This window comes from Tardiphaga sp. GW822-FHT04G09 (genome assembly GCF_058800725.1).
The window spans coordinates 107,411-123,636 of record NZ_JBXAMO010000018.1; the positions used below are offsets into that span (position 1 = coordinate 107,411).

General features: G+C 61.8%; 12 protein-coding genes and 1 pseudogene. 9 read left to right on the forward strand and 4 right to left on the reverse strand.

Going from position 1 to position 16,226, the window contains the following annotated elements; translation table 11 throughout:
* The first annotated feature begins 25 nt into the window (after nt 1-25).
* Together AC1RLZ_RS24305 and AC1RLZ_RS24310 are read left to right on the forward strand one after the other, a co-directional pair.
* Nucleotides 26-2,029: a methyl-accepting chemotaxis protein gene (locus AC1RLZ_RS24305; protein ID WP_493190690.1), complete on the forward strand. Its 2,004-nt coding sequence runs from the start codon at nt 26-28 to the stop codon at nt 2,027-2,029.
* A 497-nt stretch (nt 2,030-2,526) separates the two neighbouring features.
* Nucleotides 2,527-3,178: pseudogene (locus AC1RLZ_RS24310) on the forward strand (methyl-accepting chemotaxis protein); the annotation flags it as partial.
* 110 nt (nt 3,179-3,288) lie between these two features.
* Here AC1RLZ_RS24310 and AC1RLZ_RS24315 read toward each other — a convergent pair.
* Nucleotides 3,289-5,091 (reverse strand): carbamoyltransferase family protein, encoded by a 1,803-nt coding sequence (locus AC1RLZ_RS24315; protein ID WP_493190691.1) that lies wholly within the window; start codon nt 5,089-5,091, stop codon nt 3,289-3,291.
* Between the two features lie 390 nt (nt 5,092-5,481).
* Here AC1RLZ_RS24315 and AC1RLZ_RS24320 point away from each other — a divergent pair, with 390 nt between their 5' ends.
* The 5 genes from AC1RLZ_RS24320 (at nt 5,482) to hemC (ending at nt 10,122) form a co-directional block, all read left to right on the forward strand.
* Nucleotides 5,482-5,805, forward strand: a complete 324-nt coding sequence (locus AC1RLZ_RS24320; protein WP_493190692.1) for a hypothetical protein — start codon at nt 5,482-5,484, stop codon at nt 5,803-5,805.
* 224 nt (nt 5,806-6,029) lie between these two features.
* Nucleotides 6,030-7,142, forward strand: a complete 1,113-nt coding sequence (locus AC1RLZ_RS24325) for an NADH:flavin oxidoreductase/NADH oxidase (RefSeq protein ID WP_493190693.1) — start codon at nt 6,030-6,032, stop codon at nt 7,140-7,142.
* A 223-nt stretch (nt 7,143-7,365) separates the two neighbouring features.
* On the forward strand, nt 7,366-7,551 hold the full coding sequence (locus AC1RLZ_RS24330; protein ID WP_493190694.1) for a DUF3311 domain-containing protein: 186 nt from the start codon (nt 7,366-7,368) through the stop codon (nt 7,549-7,551).
* On the forward strand, nt 7,541-9,028 hold the full coding sequence (mctP, locus tag AC1RLZ_RS24335; RefSeq protein ID WP_493190695.1) for a monocarboxylate uptake permease MctP: 1,488 nt from the start codon (nt 7,541-7,543) through the stop codon (nt 9,026-9,028). The genes AC1RLZ_RS24330 and mctP overlap by 11 nt, the downstream gene beginning before the upstream one ends.
* A gap of 110 nt (nt 9,029-9,138) precedes the next feature.
* The gene (hemC, locus tag AC1RLZ_RS24340) at nt 9,139-10,122 is read left to right on the forward strand and encodes a hydroxymethylbilane synthase (RefSeq protein ID WP_493190696.1); all 984 of its coding nucleotides are present in this window, start codon (nt 9,139-9,141) and stop codon (nt 10,120-10,122) included.
* Between the two features lie 177 nt (nt 10,123-10,299).
* On the opposite strand, the gene AC1RLZ_RS24345 is transcribed toward hemC, so the two are convergent.
* On the reverse strand, nt 10,300-12,399 hold the full coding sequence (locus tag AC1RLZ_RS24345; protein WP_493190697.1) for a S9 family peptidase: 2,100 nt from the start codon (nt 12,397-12,399) through the stop codon (nt 10,300-10,302).
* Nucleotides 12,400-12,482: 83 nt separating this feature from the next.
* On the opposite strand from AC1RLZ_RS24345, the gene AC1RLZ_RS24350 reads away from it, so the two are divergent.
* Together AC1RLZ_RS24350 and AC1RLZ_RS24355 are read left to right on the forward strand one after the other, a co-directional pair.
* Nucleotides 12,483-13,088 carry a nuclear transport factor 2 family protein gene (locus tag AC1RLZ_RS24350; RefSeq protein WP_493190698.1) on the forward strand — a complete coding sequence of 202 codons (606 nt, stop codon included), beginning with the start codon at nt 12,483-12,485 and terminating at the stop codon, nt 13,086-13,088.
* Nucleotides 13,089-13,233: 145 nt separating this feature from the next.
* Entirely contained in the window at nt 13,234-14,772 is a 1,539-nt protein-coding gene (locus tag AC1RLZ_RS24355; RefSeq protein WP_493190699.1) for a class I adenylate-forming enzyme family protein, read from the forward strand.
* 190 nt (nt 14,773-14,962) lie between these two features.
* On the opposite strand, the gene AC1RLZ_RS24360 is transcribed toward AC1RLZ_RS24355, so the two are convergent.
* Both AC1RLZ_RS24360 and trhO read right to left on the reverse strand, forming a co-directional pair.
* On the reverse strand, nt 14,963-15,190 hold the full coding sequence (locus AC1RLZ_RS24360; protein ID WP_371420107.1) for a SlyX family protein: 228 nt from the start codon (nt 15,188-15,190) through the stop codon (nt 14,963-14,965).
* Entirely contained in the window at nt 15,183-15,980 is a 798-nt protein-coding gene (gene trhO, locus AC1RLZ_RS24365) for an oxygen-dependent tRNA uridine(34) hydroxylase TrhO (protein ID WP_493190700.1), read from the reverse strand. The genes AC1RLZ_RS24360 and trhO overlap by 8 nt, the downstream gene beginning before the upstream one ends.
* Nucleotides 15,981-16,226 lie beyond the last annotated feature (246 nt).

A 16,226-nucleotide genomic window follows, 5' to 3' on the forward strand; every position in this document is an offset into this window, starting at 1 on the left:
TTAAATCCTACCTAGGAAGCCAATGATGTCGCTGCTCAATCTCCGTATCCGTGGTCGCCTCTATGGTGGGTTCGGTGCGCTGGTCCTGTTCGGTCTCGCCAGTTCGGGCTTTGCCGTCTGGCAGATGACGGAAGTTGGAACGCAGGTCGATTCTCTGAGCATCCTGTCGTCCAACACGATTCGGGCCTCGGAGATCGCCTCCGAACTGCATGCGATCCGCGGGGCTGTCCTGCGCTATTCCTTCGATCAGGATGAAGCGGGGCTTGTGGATGCCGACAAGCGTCTGGCCGGCGTCACCGCCAGCCTGGACACAGTGATCAAGAGCAGCCGTTCCGAAGAACGCCGCGCAGCCTATCGCACCATCGAGAAGGACGTGGCCGATGTGAAGGCGCAGCGCCAGGCGCTCGGCGATGCGATCAAACAGGTGGTCGCCGGCCGGGAAGTGCTGCAGGAGGCCGGTGACAAGCTGTCATCCAGCCTGCGCAAGCTGGTGATCAGCACGCGCAACACCATGTATGGCCAGGGTTCGACCAAGCTCGAATCCGACACGCTGATGGTGCAGATCGCGAATTGGCGCTTCTTCGTCAGCCGTGACGAAAAGCATATCGAATCCTTTAAGGATCACGTCCGGATTGCCGAGCAGCAGATTGGCGAGATGGAGAAGATGCAGATGCCGCCGACGCTCAGTGCGTTGTTCGGCACCATCCGCAGCAACCTGAAGAATTACGCCGCCCAATTCGAAAAAGCGGCCGTCAGCCTGCAGACGGCGGATAGTATCTTCAACAAGTCGATTAGCCCGAGCATCGTGAGGGCGATCGGTAAGGTCGAGACCATCAAGTCGAGCATCCAGCAGATGCAGTCGCAAACCGTTGCCGCGACCAGTGACCGCGTGTCGACGACGAGCATGCTGCAGCAGATCGTGGCCGGCGTTGCCACCCTGGTCGGTCTCGCAATCGCCTTCCTGATCGCGCGTGGCATCATCGGCCCGTTGTCGGGCCTGACGGCAGGCATGAAGCGCCTCGCGGACGGCGATTTCAGCGTGGTATTGCCTGGCCTCGCCCGCAAGGACGAAGTCGGCGACATGGCGCGGGCGGTCGAGACCTTCAAGGTGAAAGCGGAGGAGAAAGCTCAGGCGGAAGCCGAAGCCAAATTGACACAGGACCAGCAGGCCGCGATCCAGCGCCGCAGGGACATGATCCGTCTCGCGGACGATTTCGAGGGCGCTGTCGGCAGCATCGTCGAGAATGTGTCATCGGCCTCGAGCCAGCTCGAGGAGTCGGCCGGTGCACTGACCGCGACTGCGGAACAATCCCGGCAGCTCACCGCCATGGTAGCTGCGGCCTCCGACGAAGCGTCGACCAATGTGCAGGCGGTGGCGTCATCGACCGAGGAGATGTCGTCGTCGGTGAACGAGATCAGCCGGCAGGTTCAGGAGTCAGCGAATATCGCCAACTCCGCCGTTGCACAGGCGCGGAAAACCAATGATCGCGTGGCAGAACTCGCCAAGGCGGCGGCGCGGATCGGCGACGTGGTCGAGCTCATCAACACCATTGCTGGTCAGACCAACCTGCTGGCGCTCAACGCCACCATCGAAGCGGCGCGTGCCGGCGATGCCGGCCGCGGCTTTGCGGTCGTCGCATCCGAAGTGAAGGCACTGGCCGAACAGACGGCCAAGGCGACCGGCGACATCAGCCATCAGATCAACGGCATCCAGGCGGCGACCCAGGAATCCGTCGGCGCCATCAAGGAGATTGGTGACACCATCGGCCGCATGTCCGAGATAGCCTCGACCATCGCATCTGCTGTCGAACAGCAGGGCGCGGCCACGCAGGAAATCTCGCGCAACGTGCAACAGGCGGCGCAGGGCACGATGCAGGTGACGTCGAACATTACCGACGTGCAGCGCGGCGCCAGCGAGACCGGCTCGGCGTCGTCGCAGGTGCTGTCCGCCGCGCAATCGTTGTCCGGCGAAAGCGCGCGGTTGAAGCGCGAGGTCGGTAAATTTCTAGATTCGGTTCGCGCGGCATAGACCAGGATTATCACGCGACTGCGCGCGCTCGTCTGACGACCAAGACAGAACTATCAAACAGCCCGGATGCATCATCGCATCCGGGCTGTTTGCTTTAAGAGCTGCACAACGGCACGCGCGACAAAATGTCGTTCCATCCTGAAGCGCTTGCGCCGCCGAAATTAACCCGAAGTTCTCACAACCTGACGATGATCAAAACCGAAAGTGCTTCTTGCGCTGCGAGTGCGATTCGCGGCGTGCAAGATCGGAGCAAGCGCGTCGATCTCGGCAATACCGTCAAGGAGATGGTCGATAGCCGCAAGGCGCTGCTTACCGAAGGTGAAAAGCTTCAGGCTGACCTGAAGAAGCTGGTGCTCTCGACCCGCAGTTCGCCATTTGCGCAGGGGGCGACGACGCTGCAATCAGAAACCCTGCTGGTTCAGATGGCGAATTGGCGGTTCTTTGCCGGCCGCGATCAGGACAATGTCACGCTGTTCGCGAAACAGTATGAAGAATGCGCAGCCACCGAAGAGATGGCGTCGTCGGTCGGCGAAATCGGCCGTCAGGTGCAGGAATCCGCTCGTATTGCCAATGAGGCGGTGGATCAAGCGCAGAAGACCAACGATCGCGTCGGCGAACTGTCGAAGGCTGCCGGTCGGATCGGCGCTGTGGTCGAATTGATCAACAGCATTGCGGGGCAGACAAACCTGCTGGCACTCAATGCCACCATCGAGGCGGCGCGTGCGGGAGATGCCGGCCGCGGCTTCGCCGTCGTCGCGTCGGAAGTGAAGGCGCTCGCCGAGCAGACCGCGAAGGCGACGGGCGAGATCAGCCAGCAGATCGCAAGCATCCAGACCGCGACCGACGATTCCGTCTCGGCCATCCGCGAGATCGGTACCACGATCGGCAAAATGTCGGAGATCGCGTCCACGATTGCCTCGGCTGTCGAAGAGCAGGGCGCCGCGACCCAGGAGATTTCTCGCAACGTTCAACAGGCGGCGCAGGGCACGATGCAGGTCTCGTCAAACATCGTTGATGTGCAGCGTGGCGCGACAGAGACCGGGTCTGCCTCGACGCAGGTTCTCGCTGCAGCGCAATCGCTGTCCTCCGGACAGCACGCGGCTGAAGGATGAGGTCAGCAAGTTCCTGAACGCGGTGCGGGCAGCTTGATTATGGCTTGTGGGGTGGGCAACGGCGCTCTTGCGCCATGCCCACCACAGCGCATCCGATGATGGTGGCGGGCACGGCGCGCTTTGCCCACCCTGCGAATGTCGAAGGTTCTACCTCGTGGTCGCCGATACCAGCCCCGCGATATCCATATAGGTCCGCACCAGCGGGGCAATGAAACGATGCGCTGAAGTCTTCGACACCAGCGTGTCGTGCAGGATCAGGTGGTCGATGCCGGTATTGATGAAACATGCCATGGCGTCGCGCGGAGTCTCGACGATCGGTTCGCCCTTCACGTTGAATGACGTGTTGAGCAGCACCGGCACACCGGTGAGCGCATCGAATTCCTTCAGAAGCCGATAGAGCACCGGATTGGTGTCTTCCGTGACGGTCTGGATGCGCGCCGTGCCATCGATGTGCACGATGGCCGGAATCTTCTCGCGCCATTCGGGTCGCACCGGGGCGGCGATCAGCATAAACGGCGAATCCTGATCGCCTTCGAAAATCTCTCTGGCGCGCTCAGCGAGCACAATCGGCGCGAATGGCCGGAACGGCTGACGATGCTTGACGCGTGAATTGAGGATGTCCTTCATCTCCGGCCGACGCGGATCGGCGATGATGCTACGGTTGCCGAGCGCGCGGGGGCCGTATTCCGAGCGCCCCTGAAACCAGCCGATCACTTTCTGGTCGGCGAGCAGCCTGGCGGTGTCGTGGCAGATATTGTCGCTGCGCACCGCACTGGTCTGCGCCTTGACGAGCGTGCGTTGCGTCGCAGCCTCGACGTCGCGATCTGTATAGGCGCGGCCGGTGTAAGAGTGGGTCATCACATAGGAGCGCGGCTGCTTCTGTACCTCGAGCAGGCCGTAATAGGCGCAGCCAATGGCGATGCCGTTATCGCCGGCGGCGGGCTGAATCCAGACATTATCGAAACCGGCTTCGCGGGCGATGCGGCCATTGGCGACGCAGTTCAGTGCGACGCCGCCAGCAATGCAGAGGTTCTTCGCGCCGGTTGTCTCGCGCAGCCAGCGCGCGCGCGCAAGCAGCACCTTCTCTGTGTCGTCCTGCACACGCCAGGCGAGATCTTCCCAATGCCGCATGGAGGGATGGGTGTCCCACTTGCCGTCGCTATCGGCGATATAGGGCTGGTTATATTCGGGGGTCCAGCGCGGCACGCTGAGCACGTTGTCGGTGATGTCCATCAGTGGCTTGACTTGGTCGCGACGACCATAGGGCGCGAGCCCCATCAGCTCGCCGCACTTGTTCCAGTCGCCGAACACATAGGTCGAGGCCCGGCTGTAGAGCGCCCCGAGGCCCGGCATGTTGTAGAATTCGTCGCTGAGAAAGCCGCGATCCGGCTCCATCCAGACTTTCTTCAGGCAATCGAGCTGCGTGCCCTTGAATGTGTAATAGCTCTCCGATTCCCGGGCGAGCTTCGAGCCTGGCTCGTCGCCGGGATAGGCCTCCATCACATCGGAGCGATAGCTGCCGACGCCGTCGACGATCATGATCGCCCCCTCTTCGAAGGGGCAGACGGCAAACGCGCTATAGGCGTGCGCCAGATGATGCGAGATCGTTTTGACCTTGCCGCTACGCGAGCGGAACAGGGGATGGACGCTGGCGTCCTGCCGTTCATATTCGGGCAGAAAGCCCGGCATGTCCTGATAAATCAGGCGGTCTTCCATCTCCGGAACCGGCAGGATGTAGCAATTGCTCACCACCAGCGCGACGTCGTCCAGCGTAATGCCTTCCGCCGCGAGAACATAGTCGATCACTTCCTTGTAGAACCCCGTCGCATGTTTCTCGCGGGTAATCCGCTCCTTCTCGATCGCATAGGCCAGTGCGCCGTCGCGCAGCAGGCAGGCGCTGACGTCGTGATCATAGGTGTTGAGACCGAGGATGTAGCTGGGTTTGGGCATGAATCAGCTTCTGACAATTCGCGGGAAGGGACGAACGATGGGATCGAGCTGCTGACGCAGACGCGGTGGGTGGGACGGACCGCATATTCGCAGTTGCGAGGCGTAGCGATCAGCATAGTGCGAGGCAATATGAAGAGAAGATGAACGGCAGAAGGTCAAAAGCGAGGTGATGAGTGAAGGTGCGTATTCGTCCGTAATGACAGCGTTGCCGGCAACTTGACCGGCGTTCGAGCTTGACCCTATTCTGACGCCGTTGATCCGTGCACGCCTTGTGATGGCCATATTACTATTCTGGTTTCAGCACTCGTGTGAATCAAGAATTGCTCGCTGAACGATTCGAGGCCGGAAGCATTTTAAAGCCGTGCTTCTGCAGAATGGGAGATCCTAAGAATGGCTCAAACCAAAACGACGCGCCATAACATCGTGACCCGCTGTCTGGCAGCGTTGGCGCTTGTGTCGGTCTACTGTGTCGGTCTGATCGGCGCGTCCACCGTGTTGCTCACCACGAGCAGCACCTCGGCCGAGGCCCGTGGTGGTGGTCGCGGCGGCGGCGGTCGTGGCTGGGGCGGCGGAGGTCGTGGCCGCGGTGGTGGCTGGGGTCGTGGCGGCGGCTGGGGCCGCGGTCGTGGCTATGGCTTCTACGGTGGGCCGCGCTTTGTGGCGCCGGGCTGCTATTTCAGCCGTCGCTGGGGCCGGGTCGTCTGCCCGTACTAAGTTATAGGCGCTGCGGCGCAGAACGAACGAGATCGAGAGGCGCTCCGGGCAACCGGGGTGCCTTTTGCTTTTCAAGAAAGTGTTTGTCGAAAGCCGCCGTCTTTGCACAATGCCGAGGTCGCTTTTGGCGGGCATCTTGTGTTTTGCGCCCCGAGTTCCAATCTCGGACAGGCAGGCCGGCGTTCCCGCGCATGGCAATTCGGTCCTCCCACCCTGGAATTTGCATGAGCACCCTGTTTTCCCCCTTCAAGCTGCGTGACCTCACCCTGCCCAATCGCATCGTCATTGCGCCGATGTGCCAGTATTCCGCTGAGGACGGGCGCGCCACCGATTGGCACATGATCCATCTCGGCAACATGGCGCTGTCCGGCGCCGCCATGCTGGTGATCGAAGCGACCGCCGTGGAAGCCATCGGCCGAATCACCCCCGGCGATCTCGGCCTCTATAACGACGCCACCGAGGCTGCGTTGAAGCCGGTGCTGGCGGCGATCCGCAAACATTCGAACATTGCCGTTGCCATGCAGGTCGCCCATGCAGGCCGCAAGGCGTCCAGCCACGCCCCATGGGATGGCGGCCAGCAGGTGCCGCTCGACAAGGGCGGCTGGGTTGCCCAGGCGCCGTCGGCGATTCCGCAGAAACCCGGGGAACTGGCGCCGCAGGAGATAGATGCCGCCGGTCTCAAGCGTATTCGCGATGCCTTCGTGGCGACGGCGAAGCGTGCCGAGCGGCTCGGTATCGATGCGCTCGAAATTCACGGCGCACATGGCTATCTGCTGCACGAATTCCTGTCGCCGATTTCCAACCAGCGCACGGACAATTACGGCGGCTCCCTGGAGAACCGGATCCGCTTCCCGCTCGAAGTATTCGACGCCGTGCGCGCAGCATTTCCGGCCAGCAAACCGGTCGGCATGCGCGTCTCGGCCTCGGATTGGGTCGAGGGCGGCTGGGATATCGAGCAGACCATCGTCTTCGCCAATGAGTTGAAGAAGCGCGGCGTCGACTGGATGGATGTCTCGTCCGGCGGTGTCTCGCCGCAGCAGAAGATCACGCTCGGGCCGGGTTATCAGGTGCCGTTCGCCGAAGCCGTGAAAGCGGCCACGGGATTGCCGACGATTGCGGTGGGTTTGATCACCGAAGCGCAGCAGGCCGAGGACATCGTGGCCTCTGGCAAGGCCGATCTGGTCGCCATTGCACGTGGCATTCTCTACGATCCGCGTTGGCCATGGCACGCGGCGGCACAGCTCGGCGGCACCGTGCAGGCGCCGCCGCAATACTGGCGCTCGCAGCCCTCGACGCAGAAAGCGCTATTCGGCGAAACGACTTTCGGCGGCCGCTGAGACACTTCAATACGCCTCAGACTTCAGCACCCACACATCATCCCGCGAGCCGGGAGCGATGTGTGGGTGTTTTGCACTGCAGCACGCCCAAGGTCTTGTTCCCGCCTTGCGAATGGCAGTCCTGCAATTACATGACAGAATGTCGCACCTACGCAGCGTAAAATTCTGCGCTGTGAAATAACTGCGGCATCGAGCGCTGCCCGCCTATCGAGAGGAGCCCGCTATGGGCCGCCATTTCTTATGGCTTCTGCTGATCCCCTTCGTCGGCCTGCTCTGGGTCCCGTTTTACAACTTTCATGATCCGGTGCTGTTCGGCTTTCCGTTCTTCTACTGGTATCAGCTCGCCTGGGTGCCGGTGACCGCCTTTCTGACCTGGCTCGCTTACCGGACTTACGCCAATGAAGACTGAGCTCGATATTCCGGCGCTGGTCGTCTTCTTGTTCTTTTTCGCGCTCGTCACCGTGATGGGCTTCGTCGCCTCGCATTGGCGCCGCCCGAAGACGCTCGCCAGCCTTGACGAATGGGGCCTCGGCGGCCGCCAGTTCGGTACCTGGATCACCTGGTTTCTGGTCGGCGGCGATTTCTACACCGCCTATACGGTGATCGCCGTGCCGGCACTGGTCTATTCGGTCGGTGCCTACGGCTTCTTCGCGCTGCCCTATACGATCATCGTCTATCCCTTCGTGTTCATGGTGATGCCGAAGCTGTGGCAGGTCGCCAAGGACAACGGCTATGTCACTGCCGCAGACGTCGTGCATGGCCGCTATGGTTCACGCACGCTGGAAGCCGTGGTCGCGATCACCGGCGTCGCCGCCACCATGCCCTATATCGCGCTGCAACTGATCGGTATGGCCGCGGCCGTGAAGGCGCTTGGTTTCGAAGGCGAACTTCCTCTGATCGCGGCCTTTGTCGTGCTCGCGCTTTATACCTATTCGTCGGGCCTGCGCGCGCCCGCGCTGATAGCTTTCGTCAAGGACATCATGATCTACATCGCCGTCATCGCGGCGATCTCGGTCATTCCCGGCAAGCTCGGCGGCTACGCCAATGTGTTCAATGCGGCCGACGAAGCATTCAAGGCCAAGGGCTCCGGCAGCATCCTGCTGCAGCCGAGCCAGTATGTCGCTTATGCCACCTTGGCATTGGGGTCGGCGCTCGCCGCCTTCATGTATCCGCACACGCTGACGGGTATCTTCGCCAGCAAGAGTGCAACAACCATCCGCAAGAATGCGGTGCTGTTGCCGGCCTATACGCTGATGCTCGGCCTGTTGGCGCTGCTCGGCTATATGGGCCACGCTGCCAAGCTGAAGCTCGCCAGCAATAATGACGTGGTGCCGGCACTGTTCCAGATGCTGTTTCCGAGCTGGTTTGCGGGCTTCGCCTTCGCGGCCATCGCCATCGGCGCGCTGGTGCCGGCGGCAGTGATGAGCATCGGCGCTGCCAATCTCTTCACTCGCAATTTCTGGAAGGCTTATGTCAATCCGCAGGTCGATTCGGCGGGTGAGGCGGCGGTGGCCAAGATTGCGTCGCTGGTGGTGAAGATTGGTGCACTCCTTGTGATCATCTATCTGCCGACGCAATTTGCGCTCGATCTGCAGCTCCTTGGAGGTCTGTGGATCCTGCAGACGTTGCCGGCCTTGATCTTTGGCCTGTTCACACGCTGGTTTACCGCAGCGGCCTTGCTGGCCGGCTGGGCTGTCGGATTGTTCGGCGGCACATATCTGGCCTGGACGGACGGCCTCAAGCCGCTGCACATGCTGTCGGTGGGGAGCTTCCAGGCGACGGTCTATGTCGGCCTGATTGCTCTGGTCGTTAATATCGTGGTGGCGGTGCTGGTCAATCTCGTCGTGCCAAAGCCGGTTGTTACGGCCAAGGTGGTGCGCACGTAAGGGCTTCACCGTAAAGCCGGCGCGCGCATTGTTTCCGGCGCGCGCTGGCTTTATTGTTCGCGCGAATGCCCGCCATCCCTGCGCGGGACCGCCGGATGGAGCTTGCCTGAGTGACTGAATCGATGCGCATCGGCACGCGCAAAAGCACCATGGCGCTGGCCCAGACCGAAGAGATCGCGCGCCGCCTTGCGGTGGTCGCGCCGGATCTGGCCGTCGAGATCGTGAAATTCGAGCCGGTCGGCGACCGCGACCAGACCAGCAATCTGCTGCGCCATGGCGGCAAGGGTGGTGCCTTTGTCGGCGAAATTCGCGCGGCCGTGCTCAAGGGCACGCTGCATGCGGCAATGCATTCGCTGAAAGACATGCCGGGCAATGAGGACACGCCGGGCCTCGTCATCGGCGCCACGCTGGTGCGCGATCCGCCGACGGATGCGCTGGTGCTGCGTGCGGGTGTAACGCTTGCTGAGCTGAAGCGCACGCATGGTAAAGGATTCAAGATTGGCACCAATGCCGTGCGCCGTGCCGCCTATATCCGGCGACTGTTTCCCGAGATCGAGGTGATTCACTTCCGCGGCGCGGCCGATACCCGCGTCCGCAAGCTCGATAATGGCGAGATGCAACGGTTCCCGGATGGCAGTGAGGTCGGTCCCGCGGACGCGTTGATCATGGCGCGCTCGGGTTTGGAGCGCGTCGGCCTCTCAAATCGTATTGCTCATGATTTCGCGCCGCAGGACATGCTGCCGGCTGCGGGGCAGGGCATCGTTGCAGTCGAATGCGCCGCGAGTGATTGGGCGACACGGCGCTATCTCTCGCTGATCGACGATCCGGCCGCGCATCTGTCCTGCGATGCAGAGCGTGAAGTGCTGTGGGTGTTGAACGGCCACTGCAATTCGCCGATCGCGGGCTATTCAGTGATCAGTGGCGGCGAGATGTCACTGACAGCTTCGGTGCTCGACGAAGCCGGCGGGCGGTTCATCGAGGTGACACGCGTGGGGCCGGCGGATCGACCGCGTGAGCTGGGGCGCGCGGTCGGGCTGGAGCTGCTGAACAAGGGCGCCGGTGCGCTGATCGAAGGCAATCGGCCCGCGGAGTAATCCTTCCTAACCTCACCCCGCTTGCGGGGAGAGGTCGCTCGGCGAAGCCGGGCGGGTGAGGGGGATTCACCATAGGCTTCGATGGTTGTGGAGAGGCCCCCTCATCCGCCTCAAACGCGCTTCGCGCATTCGAGCCAGCTTCTCCCCGCAAGCGGGGAGAAGGAAGAATGGGCCGACTCAGCTTGCCGCCATCCCCACCGACCACAGCGCAAACGCATAGATGATCGCGATTTCATCCAGCCGGTGGAAACGCCCTGACGCGCCGCCGTGGCCGGCGCCCATATTGGTGCGTAACAGCACCGGGCCTCCACCCGTCATCGTCGCGCGCAGCCGTGCGATCCATTTTGCGGGTTCCCAATAGGTCACGCGCGGATCGGTGAGGCCACCCATTGCCAGGATCTTCGGATAGTCTTTCGCAGCGACATTGTCGTAAGGCGAGTAGGACAGGATCGTCTTGAAGTCGGCTTCACTCTCAATCGGGTTGCCCCATTCGGGCCATTCCGGGGGCGTCAGTGGCAGCGTGTCGTCGAGCATGGTGTTGAGCACATCGACGAATGGCACTTCGGCGACAATCCCCGAGAATAGCTCGCCGGAGCGGTTGGCGACCGCGCCCATCAGCATGCCGCCGGCGCTGCCGCCATGGCCGACGATCTTCTTCTCTGATGTGTATTTCGCACCGATCAGAGCGTGTGCGGCGGCGGCGAAATCGTCGAACGAGTTCGTTTTCTTGTCGCTCTTGCCGTCGAGATACCAGCCCCAGCCCTTGTCGGCGCCGCCGCGGATATGGGCGATGGCATAGACGAAGCCGCGATCGACCAGCGACAGCCGGTTGGCGGAGAACGACGCGGGCATCGCCATGCCGTAGGAGCCATAGCCATAGAGCAGCAGCGGCGCGCTACCGTCCTGTGCGAAATCCTTGCGATGCAGGATCGATACCGGCACCTCTGCGCCATCGTGCGCCTTGGCCATGATACGGGTCGTGACATAGTCGGCGGGATTATGGCCCGAAGGAATCTCCTGCCGCTTGCGCAGGGTCCGCTCGCGCGTCGCCATGTCGTAGTCATAGACTTCCGATGGCGTCGTCATCGAGGAATAGGCAAAGCGCAGATTGGTCGTGTCGAATTCGTAGCCGCCCATGGTGTCGAGCGAATAGGCGGCTTCGCCGAAGGTGATGGCGTGTTCGTTCCTGGTGGTGAGATCGCGGATCACGATCGACGGCAGCGCATTGGCGCGCTCCAGCCGCACCATGTGATGGGCCGTGAGCTCCATATCGAGGACGTAGATTCCTTCCCGATACGGGATCAGATCTTTCCAGTTGGCGCGCTCCGGCGACGTCAGCGGTGCAGTGACGATCTTGAAGTCGATGGCGCCATCGGCATTGGTCAGGATGAACAGCTCGTCACCGCGATCAGCCAGCGAATACTGCACGCCCTCTTCACGCTTGGCCACCAGGCGCGGTGGCGCGTCTGGCGTGTTGAGATCGATCAACTGTTGTTCGGAGGTCTCATGATCGCCGCCGGCAATCACGCAAAAACGTCCGCTGGCGCTTTCATGGATGTGGGTGAACCAGCCGGAATCCTGCTCCTCGAAGATCAGCCTGTCGTCGGTCTGTTTGGTGCCGAGCCTGTGCAGCCAGACCTGCATCGGGCGATGATTGTCGTCGAGCTTCACATAGAAGAAGGCCTTGCAGTCGAGGGTCCACACCATGCCGCCATCGGTCTCCTCGACCACGTCGTCGAGATCGTTGCCCGTGGCCCAGTCACGCACACGGATGATGAAATATTCCGAGCCCTTGACGTCGGCGCTCCAGGCTTCCAGCGCGTGATCCGGCGAGTGCCGGGCGCCGCCGAATTTGAAATATTCGTGGTCGGCGGCCAGCTTGTCGCCATCGAGGATGATGGTGGCCTCGCCGCCATCCCGCGGCATGCGGCCGAACAATTCATGCTGGCCGCCCTCGCGGAATTTCCGCGAGTAGGCATAGGGCCCGTCGGGCGACGGCACGCTGGAATCGTCTTCCTTGATGCGGCCGCGCATTTCCGCCACGAGTTTTGTCTGAAGCCCTGCCGTGTCGCCGAGCAGGCTTTCGGTATAGGCGTTCTCGGCCTCCAGATAGGTGCGGATTTCCGGCTCCAGCACGCCGGGGTCGCGCAGCACCTCCTGCCATTTGGTATCCTTCAACCAGGCGTAGTCATCGCTGACGGTGATGCCATGGGTCGTGAAGGAATGCGGATGGACAGGCGCAACCGGTGCGGGCATGGAGGGTGTCTGCTTTGTCATGAACGCTCTTTTCGCGGAAGCCTGATCGGATATGATCGCGGAACACGCACGCATCGGCGCCTGCCCCGCATATTGGATATTCCATGGATATAGAGATTATCGACCGCCTTGCCATCCGCGATCTCATTGAAAACTGGGTGGTCTGGCGCGACGCCGGCGACTGGGAACGCTTCCGCACCGTCTGGTTCGACGATGGCCGCATGGTCGCCACCTGGACCCAGGGCACCGCCGACGAGTTCATCGCCATGAGCAAGGCCGGCTGGGCCAAGGGCGTGTCGATCATGCATTTCCTCGGTGCGCAGTCGATCGATCTTGCGGGCACTCGCGCGATATCGCAGACCAAGATGACCATCGCCCAGCGCGCGCTGGTGCACGACGTCAATGTTGACGTGATGCTGACCGGCCGGTTCTACGATTTCCTCGAAAAGCGCGATGGTAAATGGGGCATGGTGCTCCGCCAGCCGATCTACGAGAAGGACCGTATGGATCCCGTGGTGCCCGGCGCGCCGTTGAAGCTCGATGCAGATTTGCTTGCCAGCTTTCCCGAAGGCTATCGCCATCTTGCCTATCTGCAGAGCCAGATCGGCTACCAGATCAAGCCGGATATGCCGGGCCTGCGCGGCGCTGCGGTGGAAGCGCTGTATGCCAGCGGCAAGAAGTGGCTGAACGGCGAGGCGTTGGACAGATAACGCAGACCTCATGGTGAGGAGCGCGCCGCCTGGCGCGCGTCTCGAACCATGAACATTTTCATCTCGTCCTTCGAGACGCGGCCAAGTGGCCGCTCCTCAGGATCGGGGCGAGATCTAAAACCAATAACAAAAGGGAAGAACAACCATGCCCGACTTCATTGCCCTCGATGCACTCGTCCGTAACACCGCAGGATCGAAGCCTGCGAAGATCGCTGTCATCGACGGCGAACGCCAGATCGACTATGCCGCCTTCGATGCCCTGATCGATCGCGTGGCCGCATCGTTGCAGGCGAGTGGTCTCAAGCCGCAGGATGCGATTTCGATCTGTGCGCTGTCCTCGATTGAATATGCTGCGACATTCCTGGGGGCATTGCGCGCGGGCATTGCGGTGGCGCCATTGGCCCCATCATCGACGCCGACAGATTTCGCCGCGATGGCGAAGGATGCCGCGGCGAAAATCCTGTTCATGGATGACGCGACGGCGGCCTCCCTTGCGGATGCTGCGATCGATCCGTCGGTCCAGCGCATTGCGCTCGATGGCGGCAAGGCTGGCAAATCGTTTGCGCAGTGGCTGACGCCGGAAGGCGTGAAGCCGGCCTCGGTGACGATCGATCCGGAATGGGTGTTCAACATCATCTATTCCTCGGGCACCACGGGCACGCCGAAAGGCATCGTCCACACCTACCAGATGCGTTGGCGTCAATACGGGCAGCTTGATCCGCTGGGCTACGGGCCGGATGCTGTCACCGTGCTGTCGACGCCGCTTTATTCCAACACCACGCTGGTCTGTTTCAACCCGACGCTCGCCGGCGGCGGCACATTGGTGCTGATGAAGAAGTTCGACGCGCGGGGATTCCTGGAGCTCAGTGCCAAACATCGCGCGACCCATGCGATGCTGGTGCCGGTGCAGTATCGTCGCATCATGGCGGTGCCGGATTTCGACAGTTTCGATCTCAAGTCCTTCGTGATGAAGTTTTCCACCTCGGTGCCATTCGGCGGCGCGCTGAAGGCCGACGTGCTGAAGCGCTGGCCAGGCGGGTTGACCGAGTATTACGGGATGACCGAGGGTGGCGGCACCTGTGTGTTGCTGGCGCATGAACACCCGACCAAGCTGCACACCGTCGGCCAGCCGGCGCCCGATCACGACATTCGTCTGATCGACGAGGACGGTAATTTTGTCGCACAGGGTGAGATCGGCGAAGTGATCGGACATTCCCCGACCATCATGCAGGGCTATCTCAATCAGCCCGGCAAGACCGCCGAGACATTCTGGCACGATGCCTCAGGCAAACGCTATGTCCGCACCGGCGATGTCGGGCGTTTCGATGAGGATGGTTTCCTTACATTGATGGACCGCAAGAAGGACATGATCATCTCCGGCGGCTTCAATATCTATCCGAGCGATCTTGAACTGGTGCTCGGTGGGCATGAGGATGTGGTCGAGGCTGCTGTGGTTGCGATGCCGTCGGAGGAGTGGGGCGAGACACCGGTGGCTTTCGTGGTGCTGAAAGCCGGTGCTGCGAGCGATGCAGCATCGCTAAAAGCCTGGACCAATGAACGCGTCGGAAAATTCCAGCGTCTCAACGAAGTCGTGCTCGCCGACGTGCTGCCGCGCAGTGCCATCGGCAAGGTGCTGAAGCGGGAGCTGCGCGATCGGAAGCTGGCGGCGGATCTGTCGGCTTAGGCTTGCTTGTCTTCTCCTCTCTCCCCAGCGCGACAAAGCGGTGTGCAGTGGGCGAGGGTGGATCGACCGCGTAGCGGTCGAGACGGGTGAGGGGCCGCAAACGAGGAGCCTGGTATTACCCTTCATCCCGCACGGCCTGCGGCCGCGCCACCTTCTCCCGCGAAGGAGAAGGGAAAGAAAGCAAGTCGGCTCAATAATGCGGCGGCGGCTCGTTCCGCGGCGCGCCGGAGTTGCTTTCGGCTTCCTGCAACCGCTCGCCGAGCCCTGCGACCTGGCGTGTCAGCGCATCGATCTGCTTCCACTGCGCCGTGATGGTTTCGTTCAGCGTCTCGATCGTGTCGTCCTGAAACGCGACCCGGGTTTCGAGTGCGTCAATGCGTTCGCGCAAGCTTGCTATATCCTTTGCCGTCTCACTCATCGGATGCGCTCTCTCGTAACATCGCAAAGTCTTCCGAATTGATCGGCAGGTCCGGCTTGATCGACTGGCTCTCGACGAGGCCGTGACCGAGCGCAACGCGCTGGTCGAACACGAAGCACTCGCCGCGCCAGCGGCTCTCGACTTCGGGAATCTCCTCGAGATATTTCAGGATGCCGCCTTTGAGGTGATAGACGTCGGCAAAGCCGCGCGACAGCAGATAGGAACTCGCCTTCTCGCAGCGGATGCCTCCGGTGCAGAACATTGCGATTTTCTTGTGCTTGGCGGGATCGAGCGTGCGCGCGACGAAATCCTTGAACTGGCCGAAGCTCGCGATGTCCGGATCGACCGCGCCCTCGAAGGTGCCCATCGCCACTTCGAACGCATTGCGCGTATCGAGCACCAGGGTGTTCTCGTCGGCGATCAGATCGTTCCAGTCGGCGGCGTCCACATAGGTGCCAACCGTCTTGGTCGGATCGGTCTGGGGATCGCCCAGGGTGACGATCTCCTTCTTCAGCCGCACCTTCATGTGGAGGAACGGCATCAGGCTGGCGCGGGAGAATTTCAGCTCGAGACGGTTCAGCCGGTCGCTGAACATCACGCCGGTCTCAAGCTCGCGCACCAGCGCATCGATGGCGGCATCGGTCCCGGCCACGGTGCCGTTGATGCCTTCCTCGGCCAGCAGGATCGAGCCTTTGATCCCGAGATTGGCGCTGTATGCGCGCAGCGGCTCGCGCAATACGCGGAAATCCGGCAGCGCGGCGAATTGGTAAAGGGCGGCGACCTTGAACATGGCGGGGGTTTACCAGCCGGACCGGCGAGGGGGAAGACCGGGAATATCGTCGCAGTCCAGCTGCGGCTCACCGGGCGCCCGCGCCGGGGTATTGACCTAGGTCATGACGGATTCGCGGAGAGCGGAACGATCTGCCGTAAAGCAAAAAACCGGCCCCTTACGGGGCCGGCTCAGACCACTGACAAACCCCGTCGATTTTCGGCGGGGTTTTTCTTTGCAGCTTGTTTTATCAGGCTTGGCCGATTG

What these genes read in the sequence shown, in the direction of transcription:
- AC1RLZ_RS24305 (WP_493190690.1), top strand. Translation starts at nt 26, where the DNA reads ATGTCGCTGCTCAATCTCCGTATCCGTGGTCGCCTCTATGGTGGGTTC.
- AC1RLZ_RS24315 (WP_493190691.1), bottom strand. Translation starts at nt 5,091, where the DNA reads ATGCCCAAACCCAGCTACATCCTCGGTCTCAACACCTATGATCACGAC.
- AC1RLZ_RS24320 (WP_493190692.1), top strand. Translation starts at nt 5,482, where the DNA reads ATGGCTCAAACCAAAACGACGCGCCATAACATCGTGACCCGCTGTCTG.
- AC1RLZ_RS24325 (WP_493190693.1), top strand. Translation starts at nt 6,030, where the DNA reads ATGAGCACCCTGTTTTCCCCCTTCAAGCTGCGTGACCTCACCCTGCCC.
- AC1RLZ_RS24330 (WP_493190694.1), top strand. Translation starts at nt 7,366, where the DNA reads ATGGGCCGCCATTTCTTATGGCTTCTGCTGATCCCCTTCGTCGGCCTG.
- mctP (WP_493190695.1), top strand. Translation starts at nt 7,541, where the DNA reads ATGAAGACTGAGCTCGATATTCCGGCGCTGGTCGTCTTCTTGTTCTTT.
- AC1RLZ_RS24345 (WP_493190697.1), bottom strand. Translation starts at nt 12,399, where the DNA reads ATGACAAAGCAGACACCCTCCATGCCCGCACCGGTTGCGCCTGTCCAT.
- AC1RLZ_RS24350 (WP_493190698.1), top strand. Translation starts at nt 12,483, where the DNA reads ATGGATATAGAGATTATCGACCGCCTTGCCATCCGCGATCTCATTGAA.
- AC1RLZ_RS24355 (WP_493190699.1), top strand. Translation starts at nt 13,234, where the DNA reads ATGCCCGACTTCATTGCCCTCGATGCACTCGTCCGTAACACCGCAGGA.
- AC1RLZ_RS24360 (WP_371420107.1), bottom strand. Translation starts at nt 15,190, where the DNA reads ATGAGTGAGACGGCAAAGGATATAGCAAGCTTGCGCGAACGCATTGAC.
- trhO (WP_493190700.1), bottom strand. Translation starts at nt 15,980, where the DNA reads ATGTTCAAGGTCGCCGCCCTTTACCAATTCGCCGCGCTGCCGGATTTC.